We start from the raw sequence: 10,836 nt of genomic DNA, 5'->3' as shown, positions 1-10,836 counted from the left end.
TCTGCTTTGCCTAACCCCGAACACAGCGCCGCAAAGGACCGATTCCGCAAAGCAAATCCCTTGGAAAAAGGGTGCCTTCTCAGAAATGAGACAGTCCTGAACAGTCAATTGAGGCTTGGACATTAGGTCTAAACGCCTCGCCGAAGCAAGCCGACAAATGCGACAGCTTTGCGAACAAGTTGCTGACACTTCGTAAAAAACGTTTAAATTCAATAATTTACAAATAAAAAACTTTCTTTGTGCCTACCTACTTGCCATAGCAAAAGCCCAGGTTTGCAACCAAGAATAGAAAACCGCCGTATCTTGCCATTACAACAAGATGACGGCGGTTCAAAATCGTATATTTTTCGAGACAATCCCGAGGATTATCCCAACCGGCGCGTTAAGCGGCGGCGACGGCCTTCACGCGGGCCGACAGGCGGGAGATCTTGCGGGCAACCATATTCGCCTTCAGCACACCCTTGCCAGCCGCGCGCTGCAGCTCCGGCTGGGCGGCGATCAGCGCGGCCTGCGCGGCTGCCTTGTCGCCAGCCGCCACGGCCTCTTCAACCTTGCGGATGAAGGTGTGGACGCGAGACTTGCGCGCCTTGTTGCGCGCCGTGCGCTTCAGCGTCTGGCGGATGCGTTTCTGGGCAGATGCGATATTGGCCATGTTATCCGAACAAAAAAGGTGTGTGTAATGGAGCGCGCCGTCTAGACCGCCCAAGGCGCCGCGTCAAGCACTTCCGCTAATTTCAGCTATTCCTGGATCACCCAGCTCTTGCGCAGCGCCGAGAGCACCTCCCAGGTGCCGGTGAAGCCAGGTTCGATCACGAATTTATCCCCAGGCCCCGCCTCGATCCGCCGGCCATCATCGCCCTCCACCACGCAGGCGCCGGAGATGATCTCCATATATTCCCACTCAGTATAGGCGATGCGCCATTTGCCGGGGCTGGCTTCCCATTCCCCGGCGGCGAGTCCGCGTGTCGAATTCTCATACAGCACGATGGTGCGCGCCATCGGCTCGCCGGAAATCACTTTTTCCGGCGCGATCGGACTCCATTCCGCCACGCCGGCGGGCGGCAGCTGTACCAGCCGGCTCATGGCTGCGCCCCCAAGGCGGCCGGGCCCGCCCCGGGCAGATAGCCCGGCACGGCGCCATTGGTGTTGATCTGGCCGGGCACCGGCGCTGCCGGGGCGACAGGGGCGGTGGTCGTTGTGGTGGTCGTGCTGGTGGCCATGCCTGGGGCCGTGCCCACCCCCGGCGGCGCCGCGAGCGGCGCGGCCTGGATCACCCCGCCCCCGCATCGGGGGACGCCGCCGCCGGGGCGGCGCCGCCGGCACTGGTCCAGGAAATCCAGTTCGGCAGGTTTTTCTGGATCTGGTACTGCAGCTGCACATTCATCTGCGTCATCAGCTGCTTGGTCAGGTTGTAATAGGCCACGCGCAGATCGTCCGGATTGCCGGAGTCGGGCGCGCTATGGGTGGCGCTGACACTGGCCTCGGTGAAGCCGGTGGAGCGGCCATCTGCGCTGGCCAGGTTCACATCCACCGTCATCGCGCCGACCAGATTGCCGCTGACATCATCAACCGAGGCGTTGGTGACCGTCACCGTCGCGGTGCCGGGCTGGCCGGCGGGCTGCAGGCGCTGGCGCAGCATCGTCTCCAGCGTCTCGGCCGGCGGTGCGGGGTCCTGGCTCGCGGCCAGCTGCTGGGAGGGGCTGGGCACGAAATTCGTCACCACATTCACCTGCGCCACCTTCAACAGGATCGGCGGCAGGTAGGAATAATCCAGCGGTTTCAGCACCGGGGCCGGTGGCGTCGAGCCGCAGGAGGCAAGGGCCAGCAGCGGCAAAGCAAGAAGCAGCTTCTTCATTCGGGGGCTCCAGCGTCGGTTTGGGGCGGGCGCCCGGCGACATCCGCGCGGGCGAAACAAAAATCGAAATTGCAGAATTCGCAGGTCATCACGATCTGGCCCTCGACGGCCATATGGTCGAGCTCCTCCTGGTTGAACCCTTCCAATATGCCGCCCAGCCGCTGGCGCGAGCAGCGGCAGCCGAAGGAGAGGGTACGCGGTTTGGAGACCGCCACCCCTTCGCCATGGAACAGCCGGTAGAGCAGCCGCTCGGGCGAGAGCGCATCATCCAGCAGCTCCTCCTGTGTCACCGTCTCGGCCAGGATGCAGGCCGTGCGCCAGGCCTCCTCCTGCTCGCCCGCGGAGATCTCCGGGCCGACACCGCCGGCCCCAGCCACGCGCTCCATCACCAAAGCCGAGGCGCGCCAGCCCCCTCGCCTTCCGCCGCGGCCAGAAAAATCCGCGCCGGCAGCTGCTCGGAGGTGGAAAAATAATACTCCGCCATCTCGGTCAGGCTCTCGCCCTCGATGGCGACGATGCCCTGGCTCGGGTCCTTGTCCAGCCCCTGATCGACGGTGAAGGCGATATAGCCCTTGCCGCATAGCTGGCGGGCGGTGGCCTCCTCGGGGATCTGCGCCCCCTCCTCCACCCGCACATAGCCGCGCAGGGCGCCGGCCTCGGTGCAATCCACCACCAGCATCGGCACCGGGCCGTCGCCACGGATCTGGATGGAGAAGGAGCCCTTGAATTTCAACGCGGTGGAGAGCCCCGCCGCCAGCGCCAGCGCCTGGCCCAGCAATGCCCGCACCGGCGCCGGATGGGTGTGGCGGGAGAGCAGCGTGGCGCCCAGCGGCCCCAGCCGCACCAGCCGGCCGCGCACCGGGCGCTCGGGCAGATAAAACGGGGTGACGCCGCGCGGCACGGAAAGATCCGGCACTTGCGGGCGGGTGGAATCAAGAAACGCGGGTAGCTCTGTCATGATGTGTCTCAAATAAGCATGTTTTCGCCCCGTTGCCACAAGGCCGGGAGAGGGTTAGCGGTTTCCCATGGCCAACGACTCCTCTGCCGACCATTCCTGCGCCGACCTCGGCGCCTATGTGAAGAAACTCGCCCGCGCCAGCGTGCTCGTGGTGGGCGATGCGATGCTCGACCGTTACACCTATGGCGAGGTGACGCGGGTGAGCCCGGAGGCGCCGGTGCCCATTCTCACCGTGACCCGCGAGGTGGCGATGCCGGGCGGGGCCGGGAATGTGGTGCGCAACCTGATCGCCCTCGACGCCTCGGCGGCTTTCGTCTCGGTCGTCGGCGACGACCAGGCCGGCTCGGACCTGACCGGGCTGATCGGCGGGCAGGAGCGCGTCGAGCCCTGGCTGCTGGTGCAGAATGGCCGCACCACGACGATGAAGACCCGCTATATCGCGCAAGGCCAGCATCTGATCCGCGCCGACCGCGAGGAGCGCATCGCCCTGCCGGAGAAGCTCTGCGAGCGGCTGGTGAAGATCGCCCTGGATGCGATGGCGGCGACGACCGTCACCGTGCTCTCGGACTATAATAAGGGTGTGCTCAGCGCCCCGGTCTGCGCCGCCTTGATCGAAGGCGCGCAGAAACTCGGGCGCAAGATCATCGTCGATCCCAAGGGCCGCGACTATGCCCGCTATAAGGGCGCGGACATCCTCACCCCGAACCGCAAGGAACTGGCCGAGGCCACCAATATGCCGGTGGAGAGCGAGGCGCAGATCGTCACCGCCGCCAAGGCGCTGATCGCCTGGTACGGCTTCGGCGCGGTGCTGGTCACGCGCTCCGAGGACGGGATGAGCCTGATCACCGCCGATGAGGTGCATCATTTCCCCGGCGAGGCGCGCGAGGTCTATGATGTCTCCGGCGCCGGAGATACGGTGGTGGCGGCCCTTGCCGCCTGCATCGCCGCCGAGGTGCCGCTGGTGGACGCCGCAAGGCTGGCCAATATCGCGGGCGGCATCGTCGTCGCCAAGGTCGGCACCGCCGTTGCCCGCCCGGCGGATATTCTTGCCCATATCGCGCCGGCCACCGGGGCGCTGCAGAAAATCGTCACCCCCTCCGCCGCCGCCGAGATGGCCGAGCGCTGGCGCCTGCGCGGCTATAAGGTCGGCTTCACCAATGGCTGTTTCGATCTGCTGCATCCCGGCCATGTGCATCTGCTCGAACAATGCCGGGCGATGTGCGACCGGCTGATCGTCGGCATCAATGCCGATGCCTCGGTGCAGCGGCTGAAAGGCCCAACCCGCCCGGCCCAGGGCGAGGCCGCGCGCGCCGCGGTGCTGGCCTCGCTCGCCTCGGTCGATCTAGTCTGCCTGTTCGAGGAAGACACCCCGATCGAGCTGATCAAGCTGATCAAGCCGGATGTGCTGATCAAGGGCGCGGATTATACCCGCGAAACCGTCGTCGGCGCGGATCTGGTGGAAAGCTGGGGCGGGGCCGTGGCGCTGGCGCAGCTGCTGCCCGGCCATTCCACCACCGCCACCCTGGCGCGGTTGAGAGGCTAAGCTATGACTGAGCTTCCCCTCGGCCCAGAGGTCGATCCCTGGCCGCGCCCGCTGCCCGCCCGGCAGAAATTCTTAGGGACGCGCGTCAGCCTGGAGCCGCTCACCCGCCGCCACGCGCTGGAGCTGTTCGAGGCCTCGCAATTCGCCGCGGACAGCTTCACCTATATGTCCTTCGGCCCCTGGAAGAATGTCGCCGAGGTGGAAGCGCTGATCGCCGGCTTTTATGCCGACCCGCTGGCCGCCTTCTGGGCGGTGCGGCCGACCACCATCGGCCGCGTCTCCGGCTTTCTCTCGCTGATGAATATCGAGCCCCGTAACGCCGCCATCGAGCTTGGCAATATCTGGTTCGGCCCGGAGCTGCGCCGCACCCGTGCCGCGACCGAGGCGATGTTCCTGATGCTGCGCCACGCGGCTGAGGATCTCGGCTATCGCCGGCTGGTCTGGAAATGCAACGCGCTCAACGAGCCTTCCAAGCGCGCGGCTCTGCGCCTGGGTTTTTCCTATGAGGGCACGCTGCGCGCGCATATGGTGGTGAAGGGGCGCGAGCGCGACACCGCGATGTATGCAATGCTCGGCCATGAATGGCCGGACCGGCGCGATGCGATTCTCGCCTGGCTGGATGAGGCGAATTTCGATGCGCAGGGCAATGCGATCAAATCGCTGAAAGAGCTGCGCGGCGGCTGAACGCCTACATGCAGGGCTCCTTCACCCCGGATTTGATCAGCAGCCAGTTCATCGGAAACGCCGTGGCGAAGCCGATGACCATGCCGATCTGCATCATGAACCAGTAGGTGGCGCTGTCGGGCTGCAGGCCCGGCCCGAAAAACACGAAGCGGGTCAGCGCCATCCAGGCGAACAGCCCGACCTCGAAGGCGGTGAGCGACCAGAAATCCGCCTTCACCGCGGCCTTGATCCCCTCGGCCGGCCGCAGCCCGCGCATCGGCACGATCGAATAATATTGAAAGACGATGCCGAGCAGGAAAGCGAAGGCATAATCCAGCACCAGCTGCCCCGCGAAGACCGAACCGGCGATCGCCAACCCTGAGAAAAACACCAGAAATTCCGCGATAATATCGCCCAGCGTGCAGCCAGCGCCGCAATGGGTGGTGCCGGCGAAGACCTGCACCCAGAACGGCTTGTCATCGCCGTGGTGGTGATGGTGGTGGTGGTGATGCGATGCCGGCGCCGCGCGCCCCAGCCGCCAATAGGCCCAGAGCCCAAGCGGCCCAAAATACAGCGCGGTGACCGGCCAGACCGGATTCATCACCGCCATCGCCTGGGGGCGGGCGCGCAGATCCCACAAAATAATCAGTTCACTGATGAAGGCGGCGGCCAGAGACAGCATCGCCAGATCATTGAGCCAGGCCGGAACCATCCGCGCCTCCTTCGCTGTAACATCTATGCTGCAACAGCTTGGGCAGCGCCGCGAAAATTCAACCCGATGCGATGATGACGATCATGTCAGCCGCGCCACCTCCGCCCGCAATTTCGGCAATATCTCCTCACCAAACCACGGATTTCTCTTCTCCCACCCGGTGGTCCGCCAGGAAGGGTGCGGCAGCGGCAGAAACCGCCCCGGCGCCTGCGCGCGCACCCTCTCGGTCATGCTGCCCTTGCCCAGATAGCGTCGCTGCGCGTAGCCGCCGACCAGCAGGATCAACTCAAGCTGCGGCAGATGGCGCAGCAGCGCCTCATGCCAGAGCGGCGCGCATTCCGGGCGCGGCGGCGCATCGCCGCCATTGCGCAGCCGGCCAGGATAGCAAAAGCCCATCGGCATGAAATTCAGCCGGGTTTCATCGTAGAAAATTTCCCGGCCGATCCCCATCCAATGCCGCAGCCGGTCGCCGGAGGCATCGTCGAACGGCAACCCGCTGGCATGCACTTTGGTCCCCGGCGCCTGCGAGATCACCAGCAGCTTCGCGGTGGGCGAGACCCGGAACACCGGCCGCGCCCCCAGCGGCAACGCCTCATGGCAGAGGCGGCAGGCCCGCGCCGCCGCCGCGACGCCGCTCAGCCCTCCTGCTTCCAGATCCGTCTTTTGGTCGCCAGCGCCACCAGCGTCAGGAAGGCGAAGAAGATCCCCGCCCTGATCCCCAGAACATGCCGGGCGGTGAGATTCGGATCGGACGCCCATGTCAGAAACTCCGCAACATCCGCGGCTTCCTGCGCCTGTGTGGCCTTGGTCCCGTCCGCGTAGGTCACCGCATTGTCCCGCAGCACCGGCGGCATGGCAACCTGCCCGCCAGGGTAGGCGCGGTTGTAATAATGTCCCGGCAGCATCGTCACCCAGGCCGGTGCCGGGGCAAAGCCGGTAAGGAAGCGGTAAATATAGCGCGTGCCATCGCGGCGCTGGGCGACGATGCTGGAGAGATCCGGCGGTACCGCCCCGCCCATGCTCATCGCCGCCGGGGCCTTGAACACGTCATCCGCGGTGGCGGGCTGGCCGGTGGCCAGCTTCACCGCATTGGCAAGGCCGGCGATCTGCTCTGCATCCAGCCCGATTCCGGCGAGATCCCGGTAATGCAGCTGGTTGAGGCTGTGGCAGCTGGCGCACACGCCTTGGTACACCGCCAGCCCGCGCTGGGCGGCGGCGTCATCGATATGCCCAAAGGCGCCGGAGGAGGGAAAAGACGGGGTTTGCGCCTGCGCCGCCCCACCCGCCAGCAGCCCGAGTGCCAGGCCCGATATCAGCAAAACCCGCATTATTTGGCCTCCGCGGCGGTGACGAGGGGGGTGAGCACCAGGAAATGGATGAAAAACCAGATGCCGAAGATGATCTGCGGCACCGGCGCGCTGGCGCAGCCCAAGGCCAGCACATCCAATCCCAGCAGCAGCGTCAGCCATCGATAAAGCCGCCCCGGCGGCGCGCCATTGGACCGATCCAGCCAAGGCAGCGCGTAGAGCGTGGCCGCAGCCAGGATGACCACCAGGATCGCCCCGCCATCGCCCGGGATCAGCGTGGCAAGATGCGCCACCGGCCGCAAATACCAGGGGTAGGAGATCACCACCGGCAGCGCATCGCCCGGCAGCATGGCCTGCGCGCTCTGCCCCCAATGCGGGGCGAAGGCGAGCAGCAGCGTGAACAGCAGCGCCAAAGCCGCCAAGGCCGCGAAATATTGCGACGCATAGACCGGCCAGAACGCCACCGCCCGGCCCTCCGGCGCCGGCCGCGCCCGCCGCGCCGCGCAGCGTGCCCAGCAGATCACCCCAACCGCGCAGGCCGCCAGCACCACATGGAACACCAGCAGCCGGGCCAGCGTGCCTGGGCCGGCCGGGCCGCCGAAAATCCACAACGCCACCGCACCGGGAAAGCCCGGCAGGGTCAGCGCGGCGTCACTGGCATGGGTGAGCGAGAGCGCGCCCCCTGCCCCGCCCTGCAGCACGAAGCCCAGCCAGCCGGTGAGCAGCAGCACCGCCAGCAGCTTCACCCAGAGCATCCAGGCAAAACGCGCCGGGGCGCGATAGCTACGCGTCAGCAGCAGCCGGAACAGCTGCGCATACAGCGCCAGAAACGCCAATGACGCGCCGGTATTATGGTAGCCCAGCACCAGCCAGCCGCCATTCACCTCGCGATTGATCATCTGCACCGCGCCATAGGCGTCGCGCGGATTATAATACACCGCCAGCACCGCGCCCGAGGCCAGCAGCAGCGCCAGCAACGCCCCCAGCAGCGTGGGCAGGCTCGCATGCCAGGCCCCGCCCGGCGCGCGATCCTTGATCAGATAGGGGCAGCCATAGCCCTGTTTCGCGTCCGATTGCATTGGCGCGTCCTAACCCAGCTGGAGTTGGTGTTTATCGATGAAGCGAAAGCGCGGAATGGCGAGATTGCGCGGCGCCGGCCCGGCCCGCACCCGCCCCAGCGCGTCATATTCGCTGCCATCGCACGGGCTGACCCAGCCGCCATAATCGCCGCGCGGATCGCCAGGCGCACTCCCCTGCAAGGCGCAGGGCGCGCCGGTATTCATGCCGATCACCACGACGATATGCCCATCATCCGGCGCCACCCGCTCGGAAACCTCCTGCGGGTCCACCAGGGCGCTCATCGGCACAATCTGGGCGGCGGCGAGCTGCTGGTCGGTCAGCCGGCGGATCAGGATGGTCTGCCCGCCCCATTGCACCGTCTTGGTGGCATTTTCGGCAATATCGGAGACCAGCACCACCGGCCGGGCGGCATCCAGCCCCGCCGCATCCGGGTTCAGCGCGTCGATCAACGGCCAGACGATGGCGCCCACCCCGATGGCGCCACCCGCCATGGCCAGAAGCCTCAGGAAGTCGCGCCGGGTTTCGGTCCCATGCGCCGCAAGCGCATTCGCTGTTGGTTCAGCCATGTTTTCGCTCCCTGGGGGAGTGAGTCTCCCCCTTTGGTTGCAGCGTGGCAAGGCAGTGAAAAAATTTCAAGTGTGGATCGATGGCCGGGCATGGCTTAAGCAGGCGCCATGACCAGCCCGCCCCCCATGCGGCCCTGAAACAGGATGCCGCCACCTGGTTCGCCGCCCTGCGCGACCGGATCTGCGCCGAATTCGAGACGATCGAGCAGGAAGCCGGCGGCGATGCGCGGTTTCAGCGCAGCAGCTGGGAGCGCCCGGGCGGCGGCGGCGGCACAATGAGCGTGCTGCGCGGCCAGATATTTGAGAAGGCCGGGGTGAATATCTCGGTGGTGGATGGCACGCTGAGCCCGGATTTCGCCGCGAAAATTCCCGGCACCGAGGCGGGGGCGGCGTTCTGGGCGGCGGGGATCTCGCTGGTCGTGCATCCGCGCAGCCCGAAAATCCCGGCTGTGCATATGAATACCCGCATGATCGTCACCGCCAAAGGCTGGTTCGGCGGCGGCGGCGACCTCACCCCGCTGCAGCCCGGCACGCCGGAGGCCGCCGAGGATGCCAGCGTCTTCCATGCCGCCTATCAGGCCGCCTGCGACGCGCACGACCCCGGCTATTATGAAAAATTCAAAGCCTGGTGCGATGAATATTTCTACCTGCCGCATCGCAATGAACCGCGCGGGGCGGGCGGGATATTCTACGATTATCTCGATAGCGGCGATGTCGCGGCGGATTTCGCCTTCACCCGCGATGTCGGCCAGGCCTTCCTGGCGGCCTACCCGCCGATCGTGCGCCGCCGCCGCGCCGCGCCCTACACGCCGGCGGAGCGCGAGGCGCAGCTGATCCGCCGCGGCCGCTATGTGGAGTTCAACCTGCTCTATGACCGCGGCACGACATTCGGGCTGAAAACCGGCGGCAATACCGAGGCGATCCTGATGTCGATGCCCCCCGAAGTGAAATGGCCCTGAGCCCCGCGCGAGCATGCAAAAAGGCCGGCGCAATGGGCCGGCCTTTTCATTACGGGGTGATGCCCACACCGTGCGGGGTGATGACCACAGAGGGCATCGGCGCCACGTAAACCGGCGGCGGAGGTGGCGCGTAATAGACCGGCGGCGGGGGCGGGGCATAATAGACCGGCGGCGGCGGAGGTGGCGGAGGCGGGGCGTAATAGCCAGGCGGCGGACCGGCATAAACCGGCACGCCCGGCGCCCAGACCGGAACCGGCCCGACATAGCCATATTCCGGACCCCAACCGGCATACCAATGCCAGATATGATCCGCCCCCCACCAGCCATGGTCGTGCCAATCATGGTAGGGGCGGCCATCCCAGTGCCCGCCCGGGCCACCATGCCAGCCGTCCCCGCCATGCCAACCATCGCCGCCGTGCCAGCCGCCGCCATGGCCGTGATCGTCCCAGTCCGCGAAGGCCGGCGCCACGCCAGCGCCGACCAGGCCCATGGCCACCACACCCGCCAGCAAAATCTGTCTCATCGTCACGGGTTACCCCCTTGGAAAATACGCATCGAAATATCGCGCTTCGTCTGTGGCAACAGCGCGCCCCAAGAAGGGCGGAAACAAGGCGGTGGAGTGAAATTGAATTAATTTATTTAATGTCATGATTATTCAAGAAATTCACTTGCGAACCGCGCGCGGATAAGGGAAGATTCAAGCGGTTTCGACAAACCGGCTTCACGTTTAGGGAATGGCTCTGTGCTCCGCGCGATAAAAAACCGGCTTCGTGGTTTGGTGGCGCCCGCTATTTTTCTGGCGCTCACCTATTATTTTGGATGGAACGCCATCCACGGCAAAAGCGGGCTGGAGGCCCAGGCCGCGCAGCGCGCGCAGCTGGCCGCCGTGCAGAAGCAGGCGGATGCCACCCATCAGCGCCTAGTGCTCTGGCAGACCAAGGTGGCCGACCTCAATGGCCAGGCGATTCAGCCCGATATGCTGAACGAGGAAGCCCGGAACGTCCTGAGCCTCGCCGACCCGAACGACCTCGTCGTCGAGCTGCCGCCGCACAAATCCGCCGAATGATGATTTCGTTTTAGAGCCTCGACCCAAGCAGCGGCGCCTTTCGGCGCCGTTTTTTTTGAAATTTTATGAGCGGCCTCCTACCTGCCCCGGGCTTCGCATGCATGAATTAACTATATTTTGGTTAATT

At 65.6% G+C, this 10,836-nt stretch carries 14 protein-coding genes and 1 pseudogene; 4 read left to right on the top strand and 11 right to left on the bottom strand.

From position 1 onward, the window contains the following. Nucleotides 1-382: 382 nt before the first annotated feature. The 5 genes and pseudogenes from rpsT to hslO form a co-directional block, all read right to left on the bottom strand. Nucleotides 383-652: a 30S ribosomal protein S20 gene (gene rpsT, locus ACZ46S_RS18075; RefSeq protein WP_464062854.1), complete on the bottom strand. Its 270-nt coding sequence runs from the start codon at nucleotides 650-652 to the stop codon at nucleotides 383-385. Nucleotides 653-738: 86 nt separating this feature from the next. Then, complete coding sequence (locus ACZ46S_RS18070) at nucleotides 739-1,083, bottom strand: cupin domain-containing protein (RefSeq protein ID WP_464062853.1); 345 nt, start codon at nucleotides 1,081-1,083, stop codon at nucleotides 739-741. After that, nucleotides 1,080-1,274: a hypothetical protein gene (locus ACZ46S_RS18065; RefSeq protein ID WP_464062852.1), complete on the bottom strand. Its 195-nt coding sequence runs from the start codon at nucleotides 1,272-1,274 to the stop codon at nucleotides 1,080-1,082. Before ACZ46S_RS18065 ends, ACZ46S_RS18070 begins: the two co-directional genes overlap by 4 nt. Continuing rightward, on the bottom strand, nucleotides 1,271-1,855 hold the full coding sequence (locus ACZ46S_RS18060; protein WP_464062851.1) for a hypothetical protein: 585 nt from the start codon (nucleotides 1,853-1,855) through the stop codon (nucleotides 1,271-1,273). The genes ACZ46S_RS18065 and ACZ46S_RS18060 overlap by 4 nt, the downstream gene beginning before the upstream one ends. After that, nucleotides 1,852-2,813 (bottom strand): annotated as a pseudogene (gene hslO, locus ACZ46S_RS18055) (Hsp33 family molecular chaperone HslO). The gene ACZ46S_RS18060 and the pseudogene hslO overlap by 4 nt, the downstream one beginning before the upstream one ends. 67 nt (nucleotides 2,814-2,880) lie before the next feature. Between hslO and rfaE1 the strand changes: the two are divergent. Together rfaE1 and ACZ46S_RS18045 are read left to right on the top strand one after the other, a co-directional pair. Then, on the top strand, nucleotides 2,881-4,356 hold the full coding sequence (gene rfaE1, locus ACZ46S_RS18050) for a D-glycero-beta-D-manno-heptose-7-phosphate kinase (protein WP_464062850.1): 1,476 nt from the start codon (nucleotides 2,881-2,883) through the stop codon (nucleotides 4,354-4,356). A 3-nt stretch (nucleotides 4,357-4,359) separates the two neighbouring features. Beyond that, entirely contained in the window at nucleotides 4,360-5,040 is a 681-nt protein-coding gene (locus ACZ46S_RS18045) for a GNAT family N-acetyltransferase (protein ID WP_464062849.1), read from the top strand. A 4-nt stretch (nucleotides 5,041-5,044) separates the two neighbouring features. Here ACZ46S_RS18045 and ACZ46S_RS18040 read toward each other — a convergent pair whose 3' ends face one another. The 5 genes from ACZ46S_RS18040 to petA form a co-directional block, all read right to left on the bottom strand. After that, entirely contained in the window at nucleotides 5,045-5,731 is a 687-nt protein-coding gene (locus ACZ46S_RS18040; protein WP_464062848.1) for a DUF4396 domain-containing protein, read from the bottom strand. A gap of 81 nt (nucleotides 5,732-5,812) precedes the next feature. Beyond that, nucleotides 5,813-6,319, bottom strand: a complete 507-nt coding sequence (locus ACZ46S_RS18035; protein WP_464062847.1) for a uracil-DNA glycosylase family protein — start codon at nucleotides 6,317-6,319, stop codon at nucleotides 5,813-5,815. 47 nt (nucleotides 6,320-6,366) lie between these two features. Beyond that, entirely contained in the window at nucleotides 6,367-7,059 is a 693-nt protein-coding gene (locus tag ACZ46S_RS18030; RefSeq protein ID WP_464062846.1) for a cytochrome c1, read from the bottom strand. Next, complete coding sequence (locus ACZ46S_RS18025; protein WP_464062845.1) at nucleotides 7,059-8,117, bottom strand: cytochrome b N-terminal domain-containing protein; 1,059 nt, start codon at nucleotides 8,115-8,117, stop codon at nucleotides 7,059-7,061. Before ACZ46S_RS18025 ends, ACZ46S_RS18030 begins: the two co-directional genes overlap by 1 nt. Nucleotides 8,118-8,126: 9 nt before the next feature. Continuing rightward, nucleotides 8,127-8,684 carry a ubiquinol-cytochrome c reductase iron-sulfur subunit gene (petA, locus tag ACZ46S_RS18020; RefSeq protein WP_464062844.1) on the bottom strand — a complete coding sequence of 186 codons (558 nt, stop codon included), beginning with the start codon at nucleotides 8,682-8,684 and terminating at the stop codon, nucleotides 8,127-8,129. An 80-nt stretch (nucleotides 8,685-8,764) separates the two neighbouring features. On the opposite strand from petA, the gene hemF reads away from it, so the two are divergent. After that, a complete protein-coding gene (gene hemF, locus ACZ46S_RS18015; RefSeq protein WP_464062843.1) occupies nucleotides 8,765-9,643 on the top strand; it encodes an oxygen-dependent coproporphyrinogen oxidase in 879 nt (292 codons plus the stop codon). A 49-nt stretch (nucleotides 9,644-9,692) separates the two neighbouring features. Here hemF and ACZ46S_RS18010 read toward each other — a convergent pair whose 3' ends face one another. Next, entirely contained in the window at nucleotides 9,693-10,166 is a 474-nt protein-coding gene (locus ACZ46S_RS18010) for a hypothetical protein (RefSeq protein ID WP_464062842.1), read from the bottom strand. 255 nt (nucleotides 10,167-10,421) lie between these two features. Here ACZ46S_RS18010 and ACZ46S_RS18005 point away from each other — a divergent pair, with 255 nt between their 5' ends. Beyond that, the gene (locus tag ACZ46S_RS18005) at nucleotides 10,422-10,709 is read left to right on the top strand and encodes an FtsB family cell division protein (RefSeq protein ID WP_162173902.1); all 288 of its coding nucleotides are present in this window, start codon (nucleotides 10,422-10,424) and stop codon (nucleotides 10,707-10,709) included. The last annotated feature ends 127 nt before the right edge of the window (nucleotides 10,710-10,836 follow it).

Source organism: Acidocella aluminiidurans, from assembly GCF_055383125.1.
The sequence above is the reverse complement of the archived record's forward strand: the minus strand, read 5'-3'. Positions and strand labels throughout refer to the sequence as shown.